22 protein-coding genes and 1 riboswitch are annotated in these 24,206 nt (G+C 52.0%); of the genes, 18 read left to right on the forward strand and 4 right to left on the reverse strand.

Annotated elements, in window-relative coordinates:
• The first annotated feature begins 408 nt into the window (after nt 1-408).
• The 6 genes from M3G15_RS01920 (at nt 409) to M3G15_RS01945 (ending at nt 6,928) form a co-directional block, all read left to right on the forward strand.
• Nucleotides 409-2,499 (forward strand): glycosyl hydrolase family 18 protein, encoded by a 2,091-nt coding sequence (locus M3G15_RS01920; RefSeq protein ID WP_009223134.1) that lies wholly within the window; start codon nt 409-411, stop codon nt 2,497-2,499.
• A gap of 288 nt (nt 2,500-2,787) precedes the next feature.
• Entirely contained in the window at nt 2,788-3,285 is a 498-nt protein-coding gene (locus M3G15_RS01925; RefSeq protein WP_009223135.1) for a PTS sugar transporter subunit IIA, read from the forward strand.
• 32 nt (nt 3,286-3,317) lie between these two features.
• Complete coding sequence (gene nagE / locus M3G15_RS01930; RefSeq protein WP_260069919.1) at nt 3,318-4,781, forward strand: N-acetylglucosamine-specific PTS transporter subunit IIBC; 1,464 nt, start codon at nt 3,318-3,320, stop codon at nt 4,779-4,781.
• Between the two features lie 166 nt (nt 4,782-4,947).
• Nucleotides 4,948-5,811 (forward strand): sensor histidine kinase, encoded by an 864-nt coding sequence (locus tag M3G15_RS01935; protein ID WP_260069920.1) that lies wholly within the window; start codon nt 4,948-4,950, stop codon nt 5,809-5,811.
• Nucleotides 5,783-6,430: a response regulator gene (locus tag M3G15_RS01940; protein WP_260069921.1), complete on the forward strand. Its 648-nt coding sequence runs from the start codon at nt 5,783-5,785 to the stop codon at nt 6,428-6,430. The genes M3G15_RS01935 and M3G15_RS01940 overlap by 29 nt, the downstream gene beginning before the upstream one ends.
• Nucleotides 6,431-6,541: 111 nt before the next feature.
• Nucleotides 6,542-6,928 carry a cupredoxin domain-containing protein gene (locus M3G15_RS01945; protein WP_260069922.1) on the forward strand — a complete coding sequence of 129 codons (387 nt, stop codon included), beginning with the start codon at nt 6,542-6,544 and terminating at the stop codon, nt 6,926-6,928.
• A gap of 112 nt (nt 6,929-7,040) precedes the next feature.
• Here the strand turns inward: M3G15_RS01945 and M3G15_RS01950 are convergent, their stop codons facing one another.
• Genes M3G15_RS01950 through M3G15_RS01965 form a run of 4 tightly spaced genes read right to left on the reverse strand, consistent with a single transcriptional unit; the run spans nt 7,041 to nt 10,226 of the window.
• The gene (locus M3G15_RS01950) at nt 7,041-7,340 is read right to left on the reverse strand and encodes a metal-sulfur cluster assembly factor (protein ID WP_036643790.1); all 300 of its coding nucleotides are present in this window, start codon (nt 7,338-7,340) and stop codon (nt 7,041-7,043) included.
• Nucleotides 7,341-7,367: 27 nt separating this feature from the next.
• On the reverse strand, nt 7,368-8,609 hold the full coding sequence (locus tag M3G15_RS01955) for a cbb3-type cytochrome c oxidase subunit I (RefSeq protein WP_260069923.1): 1,242 nt from the start codon (nt 8,607-8,609) through the stop codon (nt 7,368-7,370).
• A gap of 13 nt (nt 8,610-8,622) precedes the next feature.
• Nucleotides 8,623-9,183: a DUF2249 domain-containing protein gene (locus tag M3G15_RS01960; RefSeq protein ID WP_260069924.1), complete on the reverse strand. Its 561-nt coding sequence runs from the start codon at nt 9,181-9,183 to the stop codon at nt 8,623-8,625.
• A gap of 44 nt (nt 9,184-9,227) precedes the next feature.
• Nucleotides 9,228-10,226 (reverse strand): multicopper oxidase domain-containing protein, encoded by a 999-nt coding sequence (locus tag M3G15_RS01965; RefSeq protein WP_009223143.1) that lies wholly within the window; start codon nt 10,224-10,226, stop codon nt 9,228-9,230.
• Between the two features lie 219 nt (nt 10,227-10,445).
• Nucleotides 10,446-10,643, forward strand: a riboswitch (cobalamin riboswitch).
• A 143-nt stretch (nt 10,644-10,786) separates the two neighbouring features.
• On the opposite strand from M3G15_RS01965, the gene metE reads away from it, so the two are divergent.
• The 12 genes from metE to M3G15_RS02025 all read left to right on the forward strand — a co-directional run bounded on the left by metE (nt 10,787) and on the right by M3G15_RS02025 (nt 24,192).
• On the forward strand, nt 10,787-13,093 hold the full coding sequence (metE, locus tag M3G15_RS01970; protein ID WP_260069925.1) for a 5-methyltetrahydropteroyltriglutamate--homocysteine S-methyltransferase: 2,307 nt from the start codon (nt 10,787-10,789) through the stop codon (nt 13,091-13,093).
• Nucleotides 13,094-13,233: 140 nt separating this feature from the next.
• On the forward strand, nt 13,234-13,860 hold the full coding sequence (locus M3G15_RS01975; RefSeq protein WP_009223145.1) for an FMN-dependent NADH-azoreductase: 627 nt from the start codon (nt 13,234-13,236) through the stop codon (nt 13,858-13,860).
• A gap of 436 nt (nt 13,861-14,296) precedes the next feature.
• Nucleotides 14,297-15,010 carry an MgtC/SapB family protein gene (locus tag M3G15_RS01980; RefSeq protein WP_009223146.1) on the forward strand — a complete coding sequence of 238 codons (714 nt, stop codon included), beginning with the start codon at nt 14,297-14,299 and terminating at the stop codon, nt 15,008-15,010.
• Between the two features lie 113 nt (nt 15,011-15,123).
• Nucleotides 15,124-16,956: an ABC transporter ATP-binding protein gene (locus M3G15_RS01985; protein WP_260069926.1), complete on the forward strand. Its 1,833-nt coding sequence runs from the start codon at nt 15,124-15,126 to the stop codon at nt 16,954-16,956.
• Nucleotides 16,949-17,629: a response regulator transcription factor gene (locus M3G15_RS01990; protein ID WP_260069927.1), complete on the forward strand. Its 681-nt coding sequence runs from the start codon at nt 16,949-16,951 to the stop codon at nt 17,627-17,629. Before M3G15_RS01985 ends, M3G15_RS01990 begins: the two co-directional genes overlap by 8 nt.
• 26 nt (nt 17,630-17,655) lie before the next feature.
• Nucleotides 17,656-18,690, forward strand: a complete 1,035-nt coding sequence (locus M3G15_RS01995) for a sensor histidine kinase (RefSeq protein ID WP_232282199.1) — start codon at nt 17,656-17,658, stop codon at nt 18,688-18,690.
• Between the two features lie 105 nt (nt 18,691-18,795).
• The gene (locus M3G15_RS02000; RefSeq protein WP_009223150.1) at nt 18,796-19,500 is read left to right on the forward strand and encodes a response regulator transcription factor; all 705 of its coding nucleotides are present in this window, start codon (nt 18,796-18,798) and stop codon (nt 19,498-19,500) included.
• Nucleotides 19,490-20,581 carry a sensor histidine kinase gene (locus M3G15_RS02005; RefSeq protein WP_009223151.1) on the forward strand — a complete coding sequence of 364 codons (1,092 nt, stop codon included), beginning with the start codon at nt 19,490-19,492 and terminating at the stop codon, nt 20,579-20,581. Before M3G15_RS02000 ends, M3G15_RS02005 begins: the two co-directional genes overlap by 11 nt.
• Nucleotides 20,582-20,772: 191 nt before the next feature.
• Nucleotides 20,773-21,264, forward strand: coding sequence for a sigma-70 family RNA polymerase sigma factor (locus tag M3G15_RS02010; protein ID WP_009223152.1), 492 nt, complete (start codon nt 20,773-20,775; stop codon nt 21,262-21,264).
• Nucleotides 21,265-21,639: 375 nt separating this feature from the next.
• Complete coding sequence (locus tag M3G15_RS02015) at nt 21,640-22,884, forward strand: MFS transporter (protein ID WP_260069928.1); 1,245 nt, start codon at nt 21,640-21,642, stop codon at nt 22,882-22,884.
• A complete protein-coding gene (locus tag M3G15_RS02020; protein ID WP_260069929.1) occupies nt 22,884-23,471 on the forward strand; it encodes a nucleotidyltransferase family protein in 588 nt (195 codons plus the stop codon). The genes M3G15_RS02015 and M3G15_RS02020 overlap by 1 nt, the downstream gene beginning before the upstream one ends.
• A 322-nt stretch (nt 23,472-23,793) precedes the next feature.
• Nucleotides 23,794-24,192 (forward strand): hypothetical protein, encoded by a 399-nt coding sequence (locus tag M3G15_RS02025; RefSeq protein ID WP_009223155.1) that lies wholly within the window; start codon nt 23,794-23,796, stop codon nt 24,190-24,192.
• The last annotated feature ends 14 nt before the right edge of the window (nt 24,193-24,206 follow it).

Raw genomic sequence — 24,206 nt, forward strand, 5'->3', positions numbered from 1 at the left:
GAACCAGCGTCATATATCATTCTTAAGACGCGGCGATCTTCTCAGATCGTCGCGTTTTTATTGCGCTTTATAGCCGATGTTCGATTAAATAATAGAAATTTATCCTTTTATCACCAAATCTATTATGATTTAATAGTTTTGTAAACACTTCAGAGAAATCCTATAGGCGCCGGGATTGGCTTTGAGGGCTTACAAGGAATGAAATGAGATCTGAATTTGCGGAGGTGATCGGCTGCGGCGGACAGAGGACAAGCGAGGAGTCCATCGGTTAGTTCCATAAGGAAAGGAGATTTGCTGACGAGCACGGAAGATTTGTGACGTTGGTCCGTTTTGTGGATCTTACAGCCAGAGTTCTTGCTGCTAGCTTTATTCCAATTCAATTTCGATTGAAAGAGAGGGATTTAAGTGATGCAATCGATAAGAACCCGAAGCTTCGCCAAGAAGTGGAAGCTGTTTACTCTGACCTGTCTGGCTTTATCTCTGCTGCTGCCGGGCGGCCTGCTCCAACCGAAAGCCGCTGAGGCTGCCGATCCTTACAAAATCGTTGCCTATTACCCATCCTGGGGGGCTTATGACCGCAATTTTAATGTCTATGATATCGATGCATCCAAAATCACCCATATCAATTATGCCTTCGCCGATATCGCCTGGGACGGCCGTCACGGCAATCCGGATCCGGCCGGGCCGAACCCTGTGACCTGGCCGACGCAGGACGAGAAGGGCCAAACGATTAACGTGCCCAACGGCACGATCGTCTTGGGCGATCCTTGGATCGATACCGGCAAGCTATTTCCCGGCGACACCTGGGATCAACCGTACGCAGGCAATATTCATCAGCTAAATAAACTTAAACAGGCGAATCCGCACTTGAAGACGATTATATCGGTGGGCGGGTGGACCTGGTCCAACCGATTCAGCGATGTGGCTGCCAGCCAAGTCACGCGCGAAACGTTCGCCAACTCGGCCGTTGACTTCCTGCGGAAGTTCAATTTCGACGGCATCGATTTGGACTGGGAGTATCCGGTTGCCGGTGGATTGCCCGGGAATAGCTATCGTCCGGAGGATAAGCAGAACTATACGAAGCTGCTCCAGGAGATCCGGAATAAGCTGGATGCAGCCGGAACGGTGGATGGCAAAAGATATTTGCTGACGATCGCTTCCGGAGCTTCGCCTTCCTTCGTTAGCAATACGGAGCTCGGCAATATCGCATCCATCGTCGACTGGATTAATATTATGACTTATGATTTTAACGGCGGATGGCAGCAAATTACGGCTCACAATGCACCGCTGTACTACGATCCGGCCGCAGGCAACGCCGGCGTGCCCAGCGCCTCGGTCTTTAATGCCGACGCCGCAGTGCAAGGCCACTTAAATGCCGGTGTTCCCGCCAATAAATTGGTGCTTGGCATTCCATTCTACGGTCGCGGTTGGGATGGCGTAAACAACGCCGGCAACGGGCAATACCAAAGCGCCAGCGGAGCGTCTTCCGTCGGAACTTGGGAGGCTGGTTCTTTTGATTACTACGACCTGGAAGCGAATTATATCAATAAGAACGGGTATAGCCGCTATTGGAACGATACGGCCAAGGTGCCGTACCTGTATAATCCTTCGGTACGGCGGTTTATCTCTTATGACGATCCACAATCCATCGGCTTCAAAACCGATTATATCAAGAGCCGTGGTCTTGCCGGCGCCATGTTCTGGGAACTGAGCGGTGACCGCAACAAAACGCTGCTCACCAAGCTGAACAACGATCTGAGCGGAGGCGTAACGCCGCCGGGAGATACGGTGGCTCCGTCTACGCCTACCGGTGTAAAGGTCACCTCCAAAACGGCGAACTCTGTCACGTTAACCTGGCAGCCTTCTTCTGATAATGTCGGCGTTGTTGGATACAACGTCTTCCGGAACGGAACGCAAGCGGCCAGCGTAACCGGGACGACGGCGACGATCAGCGGTCTTGCCCCCGCAACGACGTATACTTTTACGGTGGTTGCACGGGATGCTGCGGGCAATGTCTCACCGGCCAGCGCTCCGCTGACGGTCACGACCGAGCCTGGAACCGACCCGGGCGACACAATCGCTCCCACCCCGCCGGGCAACGTTACGGTGACGGCCAAAACCTCGACCAGCGTCAGCCTGAGCTGGAGCGCATCGACCGATAATGTCGGCGTGACTGGATATGAGGTATACAACGGTAGTCAACTCGTTGCGACGGTGACGGGGACAACGGCTACGATTAACGGACTTTCGCCATCTACTTCCTATACGTTTACCGTGAAAGCGAAAGACGCCGCCGGTAATCTCTCGCCTGCAAGCAATGCGGTGACGGTCACCACAGATTCGGCAGGGACGGGGCCGACAGCTTGGGCACCTTATACGTCGTATACTGTGAATCAGCTCGTAACGTATAACGGTGTAACCTATAAAGTAATTCAAGCCCACACGTCGCTGCCTGGCTGGGAACCGGATAAGGTACCCGCGTTATTTCAGGCTCTATAAGGATAAAAATTTAAATAATTAACATCTTGTGTGCGCTTTCATTTTTCTATTGACGCTAGCGAGAGCTTGAATTATTATAGTCACATAACCGACCGACAATTGAATGACTTTTGGCGTGTTACCATTGATTCAGAATGGGCATGAGCCAAGGAAAGCAGACCTAGATAAACAATAGGCTTCTTTTCTTGGCTCTTTTTTTCGCCTGTATCTCCCAATATCCGAGAGTAGGGCATATTGATTTCTTAAAGATGCCAGAATATAGGTAATCAGAATTAGGAGGAGAGCCATATGTTTTCAAAATGGAGAAAGAAAAATACGGAGAGTAAAGTGCTGGAGATCCTCTCGCCGCTAACCGGGGAGGCTGTACCGTTAGCTCAAGTTCCAGATGAAGCGTTCGCAGGGGGCCATATGGGTCCGGGGATCGCTGTTGAACCCAGCGAAGGACGTCTGGTTGCGCCGTTTGACGGCAAAGTCGTTCATGTCATCAAAAGTAACCATGCCGTGATGATGGAGCATTCGTCCGGATTGCAGTTTCTATTTCATCTCGGAATCAATACCGTGTCGCTCAAAGGCGAGGGCTTTACTGCCCATGTCTCCGTGGGGGACAAAGTCAAAGCAGGTCAGCTGCTAATCGAATTTGATCTGGCAGCCATTCGCGAAGCTGGTTATCCGGTGATTTCGCCAATTATAGTAACAAACGCCGGAGAAGTGACGAGCAGCGTAGAACCCATCACCGGTCCTGTGACGGCAGGCAGCAGCGTCATTTTAAAGGCGGTTTTACAATAAAATACAAGAAGTAAGGAAAGGATGGTTTGTGCATGCTAGCTAAATTACAAAAGCTAGGAAAGTCGCTAATGCTTCCTGTAGCGACACTGCCGGCAGCAAGTATCTTGCAAAGTTTCGGCCTGCTCAACTATGAGAAAGATCTCCATCTTGGATCGGCGGTAGGCGGCTTCCTGAACACCTATTTCGCCCCGTTTCTGAACGCAGGAGCGGGTGCGATCTTTGGGAATCTGGCACTTATTTTCGCAGTGGGGGTCGCCATCGGATTTGCCGGCGATGCAGTAGCCGCATTATCCGCTCTTATCGCCTATCAAGTATTAATTAAAGTCTTGGAAGTTGTCCCTGCAGCGTTCCCATGGATTGCCGATGACACGGTGCTGAATATGGGCGTGCTCGGTGGGATCTTCGCCGGCGCTTGGTCTTCTTATCTGTATAAGAAGTATCATAATATTAAATTGCCGGAATGGCTTGGCTTCTTTGCCGGCAAACGTTTTGTTCCGATTATTACCGCAGCAAGCACAATGGTACTTGCCGTTCTGATCGGGATGATTTGGAGCCCAATTCAAGATGTAATTAGTAATTTTGGCGAATGGGTCGTAAGTTTGGGTGGAATCGGATCTCTGGTATTCGGTATCGCCAACCGTCTCTTGATTCCAATCGGTTTGCACCATGTCATCAACACGATTGCTTGGTTCCAAATCGGTGACTTTACGAATGCAGCGGGTGAAGTTGTTCACGGTGACTTGTCCCGTTTCTTCGCCGGAGACAAAACGGCGGGTATGTTTATGACCGGCTTCTTCCCGATCATGATGTTCGCTCTGCCGGGCGCAGCTTTAGCTTTTATTCATACGGCAAAGAAAGAAAAACGGAAAGTGGTTGCTTCGATCTTTATCGGGTCAGCACTTGCCGCGTTCTTGACCGGGATTACAGAACCGCTTGAATTCTCCTTTATGTTCGTGGCGCCATTGCTTTATGTCGTTCACGCGATTCTTACAGGGATTGCCGGCTACGTCATGTATGCACTTGATGTGAAACTGGGCTTTGGCTTCTCAGCAGGGTTAATCGATTATCTGGTTAACATGAAGCTGTCCACGAACGCTTGGGTACTTATTCCGGTCGGTCTCGTATTCTTCGTCATTTACTATGTGCTCTTCCGGGTAATCATTCAAGCCTTTAACCTGAAAACGCCGGGACGTTCTGACGATCCAAACGAGTTTGAAATGGAGTCGAAAGAGGCTAGCGAAGGTGTGATTTCGGGGGCTAGTGACAACCGTTCGGCCAAAATCCTGGCCAGCATCGGCGGACCGGAAAATATTGAGTCCGTGGATGCGTGCATTACCCGCCTTCGCCTCGTCGTCAAGGACGATAAACAGGTGAACGATGCCGCATTGAAGCAGTTGGGCGCATCGGGCGTCATGAGACTCGGCAAAGGCGCAGTCCAAGTCGTGTTCGGACCGCAATCCGAAGCGATCAAGGATGACATCAAAAAGATGCTGTAAGGTAACGCACGTATTGCATCGCAGGGCGGAATGGCAGTTCCGCCTTGCTTTTTTATTTTACGGCTTTATCTAACGAAAGGATTCAATTTTTTTGTCTAACGCTTGCCAGCCCAATCTCGGGTTATGTAAAGTTAAGTCGAAGGAAAACGGCTTAAGGGGTTAGACGATGTCCTATAAATTTACGAAATGGTTGATCCTGATTGTTCCAACACTGGTGGTCGGGGTGTGGGAGGTGGTACGCCACCAATTTCTCATGCCGTTTGTGTCGATGGAGCTAGGGAATGTGTTGACGCCGGTCATTTTGTTTGCGGTGAGTATTACATTGCAATATCGCTGGTTTTCGAACTTGGAACGCATGCAGGAGGAATTGCAGCGGGAGCGGGCGCTGAAGGCCCGTTTGGAGCAGCGGGAGCAGCTGGCTCGTGAGCTGCATGATGGGATCGCGCAATCTTTGTTCCTTCTCTCCGTCAAGGTGGACCGGGCAGAACGGCAGCAGCAGGCGGCAGGTAGTTCGTATGATTGGAACGGGCTGCGCAAATCGATCCATGAAGTGAACCGGTATGTGCGGGAGGCGATTTCCGACCTGCGGATTCCGCCAGACTCTCGGGAAGGCGAAGCGGATGAAGCCTCCATGTCGGCAATCGTCCGTCGAATCGCTGTTGAACAGCAGCTCACTTTGCATTTGGACTGGCAGCTGGAGGAAGCGGGCTGGCCGGCGAAGGCGAAGATGGAGCTGGTGTCCTGCCTGCGGGAAGCGGTGATTAACGCAGCCAAGCATGCGGGCGTACAAGCCATCGAGATCTCGGCATCGGGAGATGCGCAGGATTTCACCGTCACGATCACAGATCACGGGTGCGGCTTCGCGCAAGAGGATCAAGCCAGACCGGGCCGCTACGGCCTGCAGATCATGCGAGAGCGGACGAACGAGATGGGCTGGGAGCTGACGGTTGCGTCCCAGCCAGGAGAGACGACGATTCAAATTCGGGGAGGCGGCGGTTCAGATGAAGGTTCGCGTGTTGGTCGTGGATGATCATCCTCATGCCCGGGAAGCGATCGGGGAGATATTAGCCGAGGATGATTCCTTTGAAATCGTGGCTTACGCGGAAAATGGCGACGAGGCCATTGCCCAGACGGAGCGGTGGATGCCGGATTTGATCTTGATGGATATCCGCATGCCGGGCAAGGACGGCTTGGAAACGACCCGCGAGATCAAGCTGCGCTACCCTTATGTGAAGATCGTGCTCATTACGGTATCGGATGACGCCGCTCATCTGTTTGAAGCGCTGAAGCAAGGCGCCCAGGGATACCTGCTCAAAAACTTGGAGCCCGGAACTTGGTTGGAATATTTAAGGGCGATCGCCAGCGATGAAGCGCCATTATCCAGTGAGCTGGCTTTGCGGATTTTGCAGGAGTTTCCGGTGAACAGGCGGACAAGCGGTGAACAACCTCCGCTAACTGCCCGCGAACGGGAGATCCTTGGCTGGGTTGCGCAGGGCATGACCAATCGGGAGATTGCCGGGGTGTTGCACATTTCCGATCAGACGGTAAAAAACCATCTTAAAAACATTTTGCAAAAGCTGCATTTGGAAAACCGGGTACAACTCACGCGTTATGCGCTGGAGCAAGGGTGGATCGACCCGCGAGGGTGATTTCAATGGCTGCAGGGACAAATGTCGAAGTTGTGACGGAAATCACAAAGCGTGAAGCCTTCCCGTTCTAAACTGAGAGTAGCTCTTAGTTCAAGAAGGGGAGAGAAGCTGATGAATCAACGTTTGGGTGCTGTTGCCTGTTTGCTCGCGGCCGGGATGCTTCTGCTATCGGCATGTGCCGACGCCCCAGGGCGCTATATTGGCGAATCTGAGCCGGCGGCGGAAACAACAGGACCGGTGAAGTCGTTTACCGTTCATGCCAGCTCATCGGGATACGACTTGACGGAAATCAAGGTCAAACGGGGCAATACGGTGCAGATTACGCTCAAAAATACGCAGGGGATGCATTCGTTGAAAATCAAAGGATACAACAAAGAAGTCCGCGGAGGCAAAACGATTACGTTTACGGCTGACCAAGCCGGAACCTTTGAGTACTCCTGCAACATCTCCTGCGGCAAGAACCACAAGGAAATGAAAGGCATCTTGATCGTAAAATAAAAAGCTGACGGCTCATCCAGCAGATGAAGTCGCCAGCTTTTTTTGATAAGGAGAGCTGTATTTCTGCATGCGTGTGGCATCCCTTACGTGATTATCCCGTTGCATCACAACCTCAAAAATACCCCAACTGCTCCTTGGCTGCCTCCGACATCTGCTCCGGCGACCAGCGCGGCTCCCAGACGACGTCGATGACCGGGTTTTGGATTCCAAGTTGATCGTTAAGAACCCAACGAACACCGCCAACAATCGTATCATGCATCGGGCAGCCCGGCGTTGTTAAAGTCATCTGAATGTAGACATGATCATCTTCTTCCCGAATGTCGTATACCAGCCCTAGATCAACGATATTTACGCCCAGCTCGGGATCATAAACCTCACGCAGGCATTCACGGATTTGTTCAATTTTATTCATGGCCACTAACCTCCATTTGCATTGTCGTTAATGAGCAAACACCATTGCGATCAAAGCGATATAAGCCACCGAAACGATGGATAATACGGCGCCTCCGATGGCAATAACGATCGATGAGCCGGTCACGATGCCGATGAGGACGGTCAAATTCGCACAGAGAATCAAGGTTAACCCGAGATTCACTTTCCGCTCGTCCAGCAGGTCGGCCAGTACCGGCGTTCCCGGGCGTCCGGCTTGCTTGCCGTATTTGTAGGTCCACCACAGGAACGGTACGATTTTGGACACGTATCCAAGCACAGTGAACGACATCCAGTAGCTTAAGTAAACAAAGCCAGCTGTAAGAACAGTTTGAGTTTCCAGCAGTTGCCCTGGTGACACCAGTGCCCGAACCGCAAACATGACCGCAAAGGCGGCAAAGATTTGGCTTCCGGTGACTGTCCATTCAATGCCTGCCCCCGGGCTGCGTTTATGCCGTTTGCTGCGGATTTGCAACAGATGAACGTTATAACAAAGGACGGCAACAACAATCAGGTGCAGCGCGGCAATTTTGAAGCCTGTTGGCAAACCAAACAGAAAGGAAGTCGCGCCTAGCAGAACCCCTGCGTTCCATACCCCTAAGACGACATATTCCAGCCGGGTTGGATAGTTATGGGACAAATAAAACATCGGCAACAGCTTGTAGCTGAACCCGGTGATCAACAGACCAAACCAGCCTAGCGTCCCCAGCCAGATATGCGTACCAAATAGGTTTTCGTGCAAATCGTTGTAAAGACCGGGCGCAAAATTGATCCCCATCGCCATCCCGGATAACCCCGTGAGCAGCAGGTAAAACACCGCGCAGGCAGTGCTCATGGTGATTGCGTTCCACGTTCTGGCCCGCAGCAACGTAGCTGTCAGGTTCCAGACGAACAAGACAACTCCTGAGAATGCAATTGTCGCAAAGCCGCCAATCCAATACGTATCGCCTTGAATGAAACCAAACAGCAGACCAAACAGCCCAATGGTAAACAGCGCAAAATGCACATACCCGAGACGTTCACTGTAAATTTTCGACTGCAAAATAACGTTGATCAGCTGGTAGACGGCACCCATTGCCAGCATGGTTGCCCAGCCCAGTACAAACAGGTGGACTTGGAACCAGCCGGCCGGGCCGCGGATCTCATCGCCGATCCAGCCTGTGAGTGACATCAGGGAGGTGGCGTGAAACAGGACGAATCCGAAGATTCCGGTGACGATAAAGAGAAAGGGCAGGCGGGACATGGCCGGCATCAGGTTCACCTCCTTAAGGTTTGCGAATTTGGACTTTGGCCGTCCCATCCGGTTGTTCTTCCACCGTATAGGTGCAGCCCAAGCTGTTTAATTCCTCGATAAGAAATACCGGTACCCGGTCGTTGTGAATATGCACCTCATCACCTGATTTGCAGCGATCCAAGGCTGCCAGCGTTCGAACCATCGGTTGCGGCGGTTCCAGACCACGGTTGTCCAGCGTGATGATGTTAGGGCTGGCGGCAGATTCGCCGGATCCACCCGTTGATGCCGGAGCAATCTCTGCGGTTGCTTCAACTGGTACGGATTCGTTTTCCTCTTCGAGCCATGCCTTGTTTTTCTTATGGACAAATGTCGTGATCCAATGCTCTTTGTCTAGCATCACCGCTTTGCCGACGAGTCCCTTCATTTTCAGAAGCTTGAGCAAAGGGGTCGGCTTGAAGGGGGCGTGAAGCACGAAGAGATCGTCTTTTTCCAGCTTTTTGACAGTATCCATGATGAGCTGGAACGGCTCCAGTTTGTTCCGTAGTTGCTCTCGAACGTCCAGCTCTACAATTCTGGCGTCTTGTCGATTCATCCAACGTCACCTCGTTTATGAATTTGCGTGAAAATGGTATTTCATTAATGGCTCATCACCGGTTCTCCATGATCTGTCCCGTCCTGGCTTACGCGCAGGATCGCCGTAGCTCCGAGGTTAGCATCACCCAGCTGATGGGTCAAAATCAGATAATCGCCTTCTTCCATGACGGTAAACTCAACGACTGCGCCGCCGCCGGCCGGAAGCAACACCGTTTGCATGCCGTACAGCTGATTGCTTGGATTCCCGTCCAGATAGACGCGATCAAAGGTCGTCCCAACCACATGGAACGAAGAAACATGATTTGGTCCCGCATTGATGACGTACAGCCGAACCTTGTCGCCGACTTTGGCGAGCAAGGGGTGTTCTTTTAACGTAAAATCATCGCCGTTGAACACAACATACTCCGGATCACCTTGTTGAAAAGCATCCAAATCATTTGCCGCATACCACTCGCTTTGGACGATCGTATATTCTCGGTCGATATCCGAGTCCGTAGGGTATCCGTCCTTCGGTTCAACGATGATCATCCCATACATCCCATTGGCTACATGCAGCAGTACCGGACTTGCTCCGCAATGGTACATGAACACGCCTGGCGTGTTGGCGGGATAAGTAAACGTGCCGTGCTCGTTAGGCATCACTTCAACGAACTTCTCGCTTGGAGCGGCATGGACCGCATGGAAATCCATCGAATGCGGCATATCTGGATCTAGGTTTTTTAAGGTAAACTCCAGCTGATCGCCTTGCTTCACGCGCAACACCGGCCCGGGGGCGGTACCGTTAAGTGTCCAGGCGGGATAAGTGACGCCTTCGGAAATCTCGATATCCGCTTGCTGCGCGGTCATTTCAATGCGGACGGTATGGCCTTCCCGTTGAATGATTGGCTCAACTGGCGGTGGATGGAGATGCTGTTCTTCCTCTTGCAGGACGGTATCACTGACCTGGGGTGTCTCCGATGGGAACGCAAACCATGCTGCGGCAATCATGACCAGACAGCACAAACTAAGCAATAGATGCTTCGGGATGTTCCGCGATTTCATCGGTCATTCCTCTTTCTATCTGAAATGGTTAAGCAATAACTCCTTGATGTACCTTCATCGTACGATGGGTCCGAAGACCGCATTGTGATATGTATCACATGAAAGTTGTCGAAAATGTTGTCATTTGATTCCCATTCTCAGTGCATAAATGAGTTAATCCCGATCTGTTTGATATTGTATTCGCGGGGCAGATGAAGTAAGATGGTAGGTATATTCCAACCGAATATAGCGGAAATAGGTGCTCCGGCCAGGATTGGCCGGAGCTTAAAAGGGAAGTCCGGTGCAATGCCGGCGCGGTCCCGCCACTGTAACGGAGGAGTCGGATGTGTGAGATGCCACTGGTGATGTAATCATTGGGAAGGTCACATCCGGCGATGATGCCGAAGCCAGGAGACCTGCCTATTTCGACAGCACTGCTGTACCTACGGGAGATAGGGAGGTGTTAAAGTTGCAAGCCATCGAACAACGGATCGAAGGTCCTCTTTAGCCATGCTATCGAGGACCTTTTTTGTGCTTTACGGATTGGCGCGTTTTGAACTTACCAATGGGAGGCAATGAATATGGGGAACTTTGTTAGCGGAAATCTGGGGTATCCCAGAATCGGAGGACAACGGGAATGGAAGAAGCAGATCGAGGCTTATTGGGCAGGAAAAATCACGGAGCCGGAGCTCCATGCTCGATTAAAAGAGATTCGCTTGAACAACCTGCGTCTGCAGCGGGATCGGGGACTTGATGTCATCCCGGTGGGCGATTTTACGTATTACGATCACGTCCTTGATACAGCGACGATGTTTGGCCTAGTACCGGAGCGCTTCGTATGGAACGGTGACCAAGTATCGCTTGATCTGTATTACGCCATCGCAAGAGGCGACGACCAAGCGACCGCCAGTGAGATGACCAAATGGTTTAATACGAACTACCATTATATCGTGCCTGAGCTTGGGAACCGAGATCCCAAGTTGACCGTCAATCGGCCACTGGCGGCTTATCTGGAAGCGAAACAGGAGCTCGGGATCAACGGAAGGCCTGTACTGCTTGGGCTGTTTACTTTGCTGAAGCTGTCCAAGGGGGAAACGGCGGGGGAAGTCGAGACTTGGACCCGCAAGCTGCTGCCGCTATACGTACAGGTGCTGCGCGAGCTGAAGGCGGCGGGCGCAGATTGGGTGCAAATCGACGAACCGGCTATCGTTGTCTCTTTAAGTGAGGAGGACGTACACCGGCTTCGCTTGATCTACCAGGCGATCGCGCAGGAGGTTCCGGGACTGCGGCTGATGCTGCAAACCTACTTTGATGCGGTTGAACGATACGAAGATCTGATTGAACTGCCGGTGCACGGCTTGGGGTTGGATTTCGTACACGGCCGGGACGGTAACCTGGAAGCGCTCCGGCGTTACGGCTTTCCCGCTGGCAAGACGATAGGAGCGGGACTGATTGACGGGCGGAACATTTGGCGTACGGATTTAGATGAGGCGCTTAGCCTGGTGAAGACGATTTCGCTCCAGTCCGGAGCGCCGGATGTGATCGTGCAGCCTTCCTGCAGCTTGCTGCATGTCCCGGTATCTGCTGCAGGGGAGGAGCGGCTTAATCCGGTATTGCGCGATGCGTTGGCCTTTGCCGAGCAGAAGCTGGAGGAGTTGGTGAGCTTAAGCAGGGCGGCAAATGGGGAAGAACCAGAGCCGGTGCAGTTCGCCGAGAATCGTCGCGCCTTGGCTGTACTTGCCGCAGATCCGGCCCGCAGCCTTGCTTCGGTGCGGGAAGAAGCAGCGCAGACTGCAGCGGCTCCGGCCGAGCGCGCCAGCGCATTCGCCGAACGGCGGCGTAAGCAGCAGGCGAAGTGGCAGCTGCCGTTCCTGCCTACAACCACGATCGGCAGTTTCCCGCAAACCGCCGAGGTTCGGGCCGCCCGGCAGAAATGGCGTAAAGGCGAGTGGAGCCCAGAGAAGTACGAGGCGTTCATTCTAGCGGAAATCCGCAAATGGGTTGAGCTCCAGGAGGAGATCGGGCTCGACGTATTGGTGCACGGTGAATTCGAGCGCACCGATATGGTGGAATTTTTCGGAGAGAAGCTTCCGGGATTTGCGTTTACGCAAGGAGGCTGGGTACAGTCCTACGGCACGCGCTGCGTAAAACCGCCGATCATTTATGGAGACGTCGAATTTGCGCGGCCAATGACCGTTAAGGAAACGGCCTATGCTCAGAGCTTGACGAACAAACCGGTGAAAGGGATGTTAACGGGACCGATCACTATCCTAAACTGGTCCTTTGTTCGCAGCGACCTGTCCCGGGAGCAGGTGGCTTATCAAATTGCTCTGGCTCTGCGAAGGGAAGTCGAGGCGTTGGAGGAAGCGGGGATCGAGATGATCCAAGTGGACGAGCCTGCGCTGCGCGAAGGGCTGCCGCTCAAGCAGAAGGACTGGGCGAACTATTTGAAGTGGGCGGTGAAGGCGTTCCGCGTGACGACCTCATCGGTCCGGGATACGACGCAGATTCATACGCATATGTGCTACTGCGAATTTGACGATATCTTGGAGGAGATCCGTGCGCTGGATGCCGATGTGATCTCGATCGAAACGTCGCGCAGCCACGGCGAGCTGATCCAGAGTTTTGAGAAGCATACGTATCCGCTTGGAATCGGGCTGGGGGTTTACGACATTCATAGCCCGCGCGTCCCGTCTGCGGAGGAGATGGTACGGTTGATCGAGCGGGCGCTCCAAGTTTTGGACCCGGAACTTTTCTGGGTGAACCCTGATTGCGGCTTGAAAACGAGAGGACAACACGAAACGGTCGCAGCGCTGCGGCAAATGACGGCGGCAGCAGAGCAGGTTCGCAGCAAATTTGGACGTGGAACGCAGGCAACACGGCAGTGAAGGAAGTTTGATTTTTTTGAATCTGTAATTGACAAAGTGGTAGTTAGCCTTTATCATTACCATTGTTAAATCAGTTACAAGATAATATAGAGTAACTAAAAAAAAGAAAGTAAAGATAAAGAGTTGGAGGGAAACCACAGATGTCTAAAGTTTTATTTGTCAAAGCCAATAATCGCCCAGCAGAGCAATCTGCTACTGTAAAGTTGTATGAAAGCTTCCTGCAAACTTACAAAGAAACTCATCCTAATGATGAAATCACCGAGTTGAACCTGTTCGAGTTGAACCTGCCTTATTATGATTTGGATATGCTAAACGGGCTGTTCAAAGTCAATAATGGGATCCCGACAACGCCAGAAGAGCAAAAAGCTGCTGACTTGGCCAATGGTTATCTGGAGCAATTTTTGAATGCGGATAAAGTCGTATTTGCGTTCCCGTTGTGGAACTTCACGATTCCGGCACAGCTGTTGACCTACCTGTTCTACTTGAACCAAGCTGGTAAAACGTTTAAGTACACCGAGCAAGGTCCGGTTGGCCTGGTCGGCGGCAAGAAAGTAGCGTTGCTGCAAGCGCGCGGCGGCGTTTATTCCGAAGGTCCAATGAGTGCGCTGGAAATGTCTCTGAACTATGTAAAGAACACCTTGGCCTTCTGGGGCATTAACGATCCGGAAGCCGTTGTGGTCGAGGGGCATAATCAATTCCAAGACCGCGCCGAAGAAATTATTCAAGATGGCGTAAAACGCGCTGCCGAGCTGGCTGCAAGATTCTAATTTATCTGATATGCAATTTGGGAAGCCTGAGCCGTTTAAAGACGGTTCAGGCTTTTTTCTTCTTGACCAACGAAGCAGGGAAAAAATAAAATGAGTCTAACAGAAAATCTAACAATATTAGAAAATTATCCCTCTAACTATCAAGCCATACGCTGCATGATTTTCAGAAAGTGGATTGTAAGATTCATCTACTGAACCAGGGGAGGTTCACTTTTGAGGGATCATATGATCAATTTGTGCACTCTCATTCTGAAGCGAACCCTGACGATATCTTTTCTGAACTTGTGAAGTAGTAAGTCCAAGAAACTCTTGCTGACAGGGGCAGATCCATCCGTTAGCCGGGTCTCTTTTTTATCTTCTGGGCGGGTATGTTCGATTTGCACCAAAGTGCCGAATACAATTATACTCACCTTATATACTTGAAGGAGTTGCGATCATGAACAACGAAATGGAAATGGTTGTAAAGCTTGGCCTAGCTCTATTGTTCGGGTTATTTATCGGTATCGACCGGCAATTAAAGCAGAAACCGCTGGGAATCAAGACGAGTATGGTTATTTGTATTGCCAGCTGCTTGGTTACGATCGTGTCGATCGAGGCGTTTGCCAAATTCGCCGGACCGGATCATCCGAACATGGATCCGATGCGGCTAGCTGCGCAAATCGTCAGCGGGATCGGTTTCCTGGGGGCAGGGGCGATACTTCGCCGAAGCAATGAGGGGATCTCCGGCCTTACCTCTGCGGCGATGATCTGGGCAGCGTCCGGGATTGGGATCGCAATCGGAACCGGGTTTTATCTGGCTGCTGCATTAACGGTGGTTCTGTTGATCATTTCCGTGAATGTCGTACCCTATATCATTAAATGGATTGGACCCTATAAGCTGAATCAGCGCGATGTCTCCATCAAAATCGTCATGGAGGATCACGGCAACGTAACCGAACTGATTCGTATCATCGAATGCAGCGGTGATCCAGAACAAGGAACGAAAGTGAACAAGCACCGGATTCGGCGGCTGAAAATCAAAGACTTGGAGGAAGGACGCCAGCGGATCGATATGGTGATTACCGCATCGGAGAAGGAGTATACGACGGAGCTGTACCATTTTCTCCGGAAGATTAACCATGTCATCAGCGTGGAAGTGGAGAATCTCTAGTTAAGGTTTTATTTTGTTTAACTTCAGTTTAAATTCCGAATGTAGTCTTTTTCCTAGAGCCGGTATTTCCGGCTCGTCTTGTTTCAGATAGAGATGGAAGGGAAGAGAAACACATGCCAAGGAATAACTTCAATTTTAAAGATACCGATCGTCAAGTGAGCACAAGTGGTGGAAGCTCAAAGGCGTTTTTCCGCCTGCTGCGGGAAACGAAGCCGCCGCTGCCGCTGTTTGCCGTCGCGATCGTCCTCAGCTTGCTGTCAACGTTGGTCAGCCTCGTGATTCCGATGTTCACGAAGAATCTTGTTGACGGCTTTTCGTTGTCTTCCATCAGCGGTTCGCAGATCGTGTGGATCGGCGCCGCATTTGTCGGGATGTCCGTCGCTTCGGGACTATCGATCTTCCTGCTGAATTATACCGGTCAGCGCATGGTTGCTGGCCTGCGGGATCGTTTATGGAAGAAGCTGCTCCGCTTGCCGGTATCTTACTTCGACAACAATCGGACCGGGGAGTCGGTCAGCCGAATGACCAATGACACCGGGATCATCAAAACGTTGATCTCCGAACAGGTCTCCGGCTTTATCAGCGGAATCATCTCGATTCTGGGTGCGGTGGCCGTTCTATTTTACTTGAACTGGAAAATGACCCTGGTGATGTTCGCGGTGATCCCGCTTGCCGCTTTGATTCTTGTACCGCTGGGCCGGACGATGTATAAAATTTCGCTGGCCATGCAGGACGAGACCGCATCTTTTACAGCGGCCTTAAGCCAGGTGTTGTCCGAAATCCGCCTGGTCAAAGCATCGAACGCGGAGCGGAAGGAATATGAAAGCGGCAGCCAAGCGATTGGCAGACTGCTCTCCTTCGGCGTGCGGGAGGGCAAAGTCATGGCATGGATTAGCCCGTTTATGGCCTTTGTCATGATGATGCTGCTCGTCGTGGTAATTGGCTACGGCGGGATGCAGGTGGCGGGCGGCGGGTTGTCCGCCGGGGAACTGGTGGCGTTTATTCTGTACCTCGTTCAGATCGTCATGCCGATGACGCAGTTGACGACGTTTTTCACCCAACTTCAGAAAGCCAAAGGCGCTACGGAACGGATTCTCCAAACGCTGGATGCCGAGGAGGAGCCTTTTGGCCAAGGTCAGGAGATTACGAAGGCGGATCAGCCGTTAATCGTGGACGGGGTTACCTTCGGGTACAAACCGGACGAGCCGGTGTTGCAGGTCGTTTCCTTTACGATGGAGCCGGGGACGGTAACGGCGGTCGTTGGCCCAAGCGGCGGCGGCAAAACGACGTTATTTTCCTTGCTGGAGCGGTTTTACGTGCCGCAGCAGGGCAGTATCCGACTGGGAGATGACCCCATCGATTCGTTTTCGCTTCGCTCCTGGCGTGGGATGATTGGGTACGTCTCGCAGGAAAGCCCGATTATCGCCGGAACCATCCGTGAGAATCTGTGCTACGGCATCGAGCGCGAAGTCAGCGAAGCGGAGCTGCAGCGGGCGGCGGAGATGGCTTATGCTGACGGCTTTATCGCCGAACTGCCGAACGGGTTCGATACCGATGTCGGCGAGCGCGGGGTTAAGCTGTCCGGCGGGCAGCGGCAGCGGATCGCGATTGCACGGGCCCTGTTGCGCGATCCGAAAATCCTCATGCTGGACGAAGCGACCTCGAGCCTGGACAGCCGCTCGGAAATCGTCGTCCAGAAGGCGCTAAATAACCTCATGAAAGGCCGGACGACGATTGTCATCGCCCACCGTCTCTCCACCGTCATTGGGGCGGATCAGCTGATTTTTATCGAAAAAGGGAAGGTTACGGGCCGAGGCACACATGAGCAGCTCTTGCGTCAGCACGCCATGTATCGCGAGTTCGCCTCGCAGCAGCTGCAAATCGCCGCAAGCCGAGAAGAGTCGGAACCGCTCGAAAACGAGGAGGAAGAGATGCAACATGGCTAAAATTCTCGTAGTTGACGACGATCAGCATATCCGCGAGCTGGTTCGCCTGTTCCTGGAGGAAGCGGGCATCGATCAGGTGATGGAAGCCGAGAATGGACGCAAGGCGCTCGCTCTGGTGGAATCGGAGAAGGTCGACATGGTGATTTTGGACATCATGATGCCGGAGATGGACGGCTGGGACCTCTGCCGTGAGCTGCGCCGATACTATGATATGCCGCTGCTCATGCTGACGGCGAAGGGGGAGACTCGGCAGGTGGTTAAGGGCTTCGAGCTGGGCACGGATGATTATCTCGTCAAACCGTTCGAACCGGCCGAGCTCGTCGCACGGGTGAAGGCGCTGCTCAAGCGCTATCAGGTGTCGATCTCCCAAACCGTGACGATTGGCGCGCTGCGAATGAACCGCAAAACATTTGAAGTTGAAAGCGGCGAAAGCAGCATTACGCTGTCGCTTAAGGAGTTCGAGCTGCTGTTCAAGCTTGGCAGTTATGCAGGGCGAACCCTCACCCGGGAGCAGCTTATTGAGGAAATCTGGGGATACGATTTTGAAGGAAATGAACGCACGCTAGATGTGCATATTAATCGATTGCGCGAACGGTTTCCCGAGGAAACGTTTGGATTTAAGATTCGTACGATCCGCGGTCTCGGGTATCGTTTGGAGGTGTGTGAACGTTGACCTTCTGGAGGAGAGCAGGAGAGATATTGCTCCGAATCGGCCAGATCCTCGTCATCCTCGCCTGTTTTGGTACGACTTGGTCTTTGGCGCGCTGGGTAACCGCAGCGGTTTACCGAAAATGGGAGCCTCCTTTTTCTGCTTATGTCATCGATCTGCTGAATGTCATTTTCGGAGTCATCTTATTTTTCTTGGTCGTGCTTCTGATCTCCGCGATGTTCCGGCCCCGTCAACTGAGAAGCCTGAACATCGTGATAGACGCGATTCGCCGGATCTCCCAAGGGGATTTCTCGGTTCGGATCGTCGGATTCGAACGGATGCGAGAGTTTGAAACCATCGTTAACAGCATTAACGAAATGGCCGGAGCTTTGGGACAAATGGAAACGATGCGACAAGACTTCATCTCCAACGTGTCGCACGAAATCCAATCGCCGCTGACCTCGATCCGCGGCTTTGCCAGAGCTTTGCGCAGACCGGACTTATCTCCAGAGAAACGGAACCATTACCTGGAGATCATCGAATCGGAAAGCCGCCGTTTGGCGCAGATGAGCGACAATTTGTTGAAGCTCTCCGCTCTGGAGACGGACCGTGCCTCGCTGCAAACGAACCGGTTTCGGCTTGATCGCCAACTGCAAAACGTAGTATTGGCTTGTGAACCTCAGTGGCTCGCCAAGAACATTCAAATACAGATGGAAGTTTCAGCGTTGGAGGTGGAGGGCGCCGAGGATCTGCTTAGCCAGGTCTGGATGAATCTGCTTCATAACAGTATCAAGTTTACGCCGGAAGGCGGGGAAATTCGAGTTTCCCTCACGTCTGAAGGGGAACGGGCGGTTGTGACGGTGGCAGACAACGGGATCGGTATGTTCGAGCAGGATTTGGTTCATATTTTTGAACGCTTTTATAAAGCGGACAAATCCCGCACGCGCAGCGATGGGGGCAGCGGGCTGGGACTGTCGATCGTCAAAAAAATCGTGGACATCCATCAAGGTGAGATTACGGTGACTTCCGAGCCTGGCAAGGGCTCAAGCTTTAACGTGTTCATCCCTTTCCGCTGGAAACCATAATCGGTGGAAATTGTAACCTTTTATTTGGATTTGGAGGCAAGAGACATGGTATGATGGTATTGTGTGCTCGTGTCTAACCAGCTCAAATAAAGGATGATTGGATGAATGAGTAAACGTATTTTAATTGTCGATGATGACGAAAAAATCGCAAAACTGATCGAAATATATCTGATGAATGAAGGCTATCATGTCCTGAAGGCGGAGGACGGCTTGCGGGCGCTGGAGATCACCGAGCAGGATGAGGTTGATTTGGTGATCCTTGACGTGATGCTCCCCGGGCTCGACGGAATATCTGTCTGTATGAAGATCCGTGAATCGAAGACCACGCCGATCTTAATGCTTAGCGCCAAGGACGGCGATATGGACAAGATTACCGGGCTGATGACCGGAGCGGACGATTACATGGTGAAGCCGTTTAATCCGCTGGAGCTCGTCGCCCGCGTCAAATCGCTGCTTCGCCGCTCCTCCTATACAGCACAGCCGCCAAGCTCAACGCAGTCATCGCAGGATCATATCATCAAGATCGCCTCGCTGGCGATCGACAAAGAAACGCACACGGCGACCGTAGACGGCAACCCGCTGAAGCTGACGCCTATCGAATTTGGCATTTTGCATTTGTTAGCCAGCCATCCCGGGCGGGTGTTTGGTTCTGAAGAGATCTTCGAGCTGATCTGGAAGGACAAATATTTGGACAGCAGCAATTCTGTAACCGTGCATATCAGCCGCCTCCGTGATAAGCTGGAGAAGGAAATGGATGGGGAGAAGCTGATTCGTACCGTATGGGGGGTCGGCTACAAACTTGAAAGCTAGCCTGCGTTTTGTTGCCTGGTTGTTCTGGACCGTCGTCACTTCACTCATTTCGCTGTTTCTGCTTATTTTGCTGGCGCGGTTGTTTTTCCTCACCTTCCCGAGTATGACGGTGTACAATGTGGTGATGTGGATTAACCGAAATATCGGTTTCCCGGAAGCGTATTATTTAACCGGCGTGCCGATTCTTATGCTGTTTTCGTTATATTTTTACCGCCGCAGCCTCCGCCGTCAAGAGAAGCGATACTTGGAGCAGCTGATCGAAGAGGTCCATAAAATCGAAGCCGGCTCCGTACGGAAAATCCCTGTGCAGAACGTCGGGCAGCTTGGACAGCTCGCGACCGATATCAACCGGATGATCGATCGGTTGGTCACATCCATCGAGGACGAGCGACGGGCGGAGCAGACGAAAAATGAGCTGATCACCAACGTATCCCATGATTTGCGCACCCCGCTTACCTCGATTACCGGTTATTTGGGACTTATCGAAGAGGACCGTTACCGCGATGAGGTTGAGCTGCGTTATTATGTCAGCATGGCCTACGAGGAGTCGCTTCGATTAAAGCAGCTGCTGCAGGACTTGTTCGAATATACGCGTATGCAGAATAAGGAGATGAAGCTGGAGTTCAGGCGGATTAATCTGGCGGAGATGCTCCATCAAATGGCTGCCCATTTCGGCTGGCAGTTGCAGGAGAACGGCATGGAATGCCGGCTGTACCTGCATGGGCCGCTGTACGTTCAGGCGGATGGGGACAAGCTTCGCAGAGTCTACGAGAACCTGATGACCAATGCGATCCGGTATGGCCACGATGGCAAGTATTTGGATATTCGCGGCTGGCAGGAAGGCGATGAAATCATCACAGAGGTTGTGAATTACGGCGATCCGATCCCGACCGTCGACTTGCCGCATCTGTTTGACCGGTTCTACCGTGTGGAGAAGTCGCGCGCTTCCCAGACGGGGGGCTCCGGCATTGGCCTCGCGATCGCCAAGCATATCGTCGATTTGCATCATGGCACAATCTCAGCGGACAGCAACGAGTATCGTACCGCGTTTACGGTGCGGTTACGCCGGGACGGTGCATGAACTATCAACTAGAATTCGCATGATGACGCCAGATGGCGTCTTTTTGTTTAAGGAAAACGCAGTAAATTCTTAAGGAAAACTTAACAATTTCTTAGTCGGGACGCAAACTCTATTCGGCATAATGGACCAAGTATGGCGGAGATATAAAGACAGCCTTGCTCTGAAAGCCGGGAGAAAGTGAGGAATCAATCATGAAGACTCGTTCTATGGATTTGCTTTACCGCGAATATAAAAATGACGTTTTTCGATATTTGTATAGTATGTGCCGTAACTCGCATATCGCTGAGGATTTGATGCAGGAGACGTTTTGCCGGGCGCTGATGCACCTGCACGAAGCAGAGGGGAAAAGGGCCAAGGCCTGGCTTCTTCGCGTCGCCCATAACGCTTATATCGACTTGCTGCGGAAGGAAAGCCGGTCGTCCTCGTACGAAAATGAATTTTTCCACCGTTATCCGAGTGACGATACACCGGAGAAATCCGTGCTTGGCGAGGAAAACCGCCGGGAACTATACGCGCAGCTGGCTTTTTTGCAGCCCAATCAACAACATGCGGTGCTGCTGTATGACGTACAGGGCTTCTCTTATCAGGAGTCGGCGGATTTGATGGGCATCTCGTTATCCCATTTCAAAATCGTGTTGTATCGCGCCAGACAAAAGCTGCGCCGGTCTAGAGAAACAGCTTGATCTTATATACTTATACTTAATCATACTTAACTATCTAAATATGAAATTTTCACCTTTGAGGCTGCCTTTGGGCAGTCTTTTTGGTTTGTTCTCTGTTCAATTCGGTTTACTTGATGTAGGATATTACCAGAAATCACCTGAACTGAAGGAGGACGAAACCCATGTCGAAGTTGCCATATCATCTGCAAGACTGCGTTTCATCTGGAAGCCTCGCCGCTGGGCCAAGGTCATTTGCTGGAGCATGAGTTACTGAAAGGCATAGATTCAGGCGATGGATGGGTTAAACCGCAACCAACGTTTTGGGTCAGATCCGGACAAAAACATTCCGAAGTAATGAGCAAACCATCCTATATCAGATAAAAATGTGAGGTCAAGATGAACCAGTCAACCGCCGTCAGAACGGCTAACCCTGCATTCACGGTCTATCCGATTCTTTTTGCGATCAGCACGGTGCATTTATTAAACGATACGATGCAATCCGCGATCCCGGCTTTATTCCCGGTACTGCGCGAATCTCTGTTGTTATCCTACGGCCAAATCGGCTGGATTTCGTTCGCCATGAACATGACGGCTTCCGTGTTTCAGCCATTGGTCGGTTTGTACTCGGATGTTCGGCCCCGGCCTTATATTCTGCCGCTTGGCGTTTGCTTTACGCTGGCGGGCATCGTCATGCTAGCCTTTGCCCCCAGCTATCCATTGATTCTGCTGGCGGTCACCTCTATCGGGCTGGGCTCGTCGGTGTTCCACCCGGAGTCGTCGCGCGTTGCTTATTTGGCTGCAGGTCCGAGACGCGGGCTGGCGCAGTCGATTTTTCAGGTCGGCGGGAATATCGGAGCTTCGTTAGGTCCGATCATGTCGGCTTTGATCTTTATCCCTTTGGGTCAGACCAGCGTCGCTTGGTTTGCTTTGGCGGCAGTGGCGGCGATCGTCATCCAGTTTTTCGTGGCAAAATGGTACAGCGGGCAGGATCTGAAACCGCGTAAGCCGCGTACAACAGGTTCGGCAGCCGCGGGCGGAGCCGCTCGGCCGAAGAGCCGCCTCAGCCGGGGCAAGATCATACTGGCCATCACCGTGCTGGTGCTGTTGTTATTCTCCAAAAACGTCTACTCGATCAGCATCTCGACGTTTTATTCGTTTTTCCTTATGGACCATTACGGCGTTGCTAAAGATACGGCACAATGGTATATTTTCGCCTTTTTGGCGGCTTCGGCGGTGGGCACGTTTTTTGGCGGGCCGATCGCGGACCGCTATGGTCGGCGCAACATCATATGGGTATCTATTCTTGGAACGGCGCCGTTTTCGATGCTACTGCCTTACGCTAACCTGTTCTGGTCAGGTGTACTTGTCGTCATTGCCGGCCTGATCATGTCCTCGGCTTTTTCGATTATCGTTGTGTATGCGCAGGAGCTGCTGCCGGGAAAGGTAGGGCTGATCTCCGGCCTGTTCTTCGGCTTGTCCTTTGGACTTGGCGGCTTAGGTTCCGCCGTGTTGGGGAACTTTGCCGATCAGGCAGGCATTCTGTTCATTATGCAGGTATGCTCCTTGCTGCCGTTGATCGGTCTGCTCACCGTCCTGCTGCCAAAGGATGAAGCATTAAAAGAGCAGGAGGCGGGGAGTTGATGATGCCAACGATTGCAGGTGCAGCCGATTTGCGCGAGGCGATCCGTCGTCAGCCGGAGATAATGGCCGATCTGCAGCTCGTTGCTGAGCTGAGGTTGCCTCAGGGCTGCATTGCCGCCGGTTATATCCGCAACTTTGTCTGGGACGTGCTTCATGGCTATGCCGAACGGACGCCGCTGCACGATGTGGACGTGCTGTATTATGATCCGGCGTGTCTGGATGAAGAGGCGGAGAAAGCCTATGATGAACGGCTGCGCGAACGGAATCCTCGGCTAAATTGGTCGGTGAAAAATCAGGCGCGCATGCATTTACGTAATGGGACGGCCCCTTACCGCTCCGTCGAGGATGCCATGCGCCATTGGCCGGAAACAGCGACAGCCGTTGGCGCACGCTTGAACGCTGCGGGGGAGGTCGAGCTGATCGCGCCCTTTGGGCTGGACGATCTCCTGTCGCTCCAATTTCGGCAGGGTCCGTATTTTCACGATCACGACGTGTTCCGGAAGCGGGTCAACGGCAAAGATTGGCTCAGACGCTGGCCGCTGTTAAAGCTGGTCGAGGGGGAGGAGGGGCTGCGGCTGCCTCATTGAACGAGGGGGTATCGCCAAGACCTAACAGATAACGGACTCAGATGACGTTATTTTGAGTCCAAACGCTTAAAATCGATAATTAACGGACTCCAGAGACCTTATATCCTGGAATTTGCTCCTTTCAAGGCAAACCAAGGGCTAATAACGTCATTGAGGTCCGTTAGATTTTTTACAAGCACAAAATCAACGAAATAAGGACTCTGAGGTCCGTTAGGTTTTTATGCAATCCCTTCCGGCAACAAAACTTCCTGCTTCTCCCTGCGTTTCATGATAAAATTTGATTATTATTGGTTTTGATCCATACATAGGGAGAGTAGGATACATGAAGAGCTCAAAAGGGTATTTTTATTATTTTATCTGGATGCTGGGAGCGCTGGTGCTGATGTATTACGGGCATCAGTTTATCGACATGATGAACAACAAGACGCAAACGCTGGGTAAAATCGATTACGGCTTGATCGGCAAAATCGTGTACGGGTTAGCATTTGGATTGTATTTAAGCTTCCTGAACGGCTTTCCAAACCGGCGGAAGTTCCATCGGCCGCTGTTTGCTTTCGTATTTGTACCGAGCTTCCTGTTGCTGATCTATCCGATTATTACAATTTATGTGAAACAGATTTATATCGTAGGTTATTTCGAGATCGTGCGAGATCCGCAACTGTTTTTCTTTGGGATGCTAAGCGCTTTATCTTTGATCAAAAGTACGTTTGCGACGCGTTAAGCTCGTTAGAAGGT

Origin of the sequence: Paenibacillus sp. p3-SID1389 (genome assembly GCF_025151705.1) — a bacterium.
Taxonomy (GTDB): Bacteria; Bacillota; Bacilli; order Paenibacillales; family Paenibacillaceae; genus Fontibacillus; species Fontibacillus phoenicis.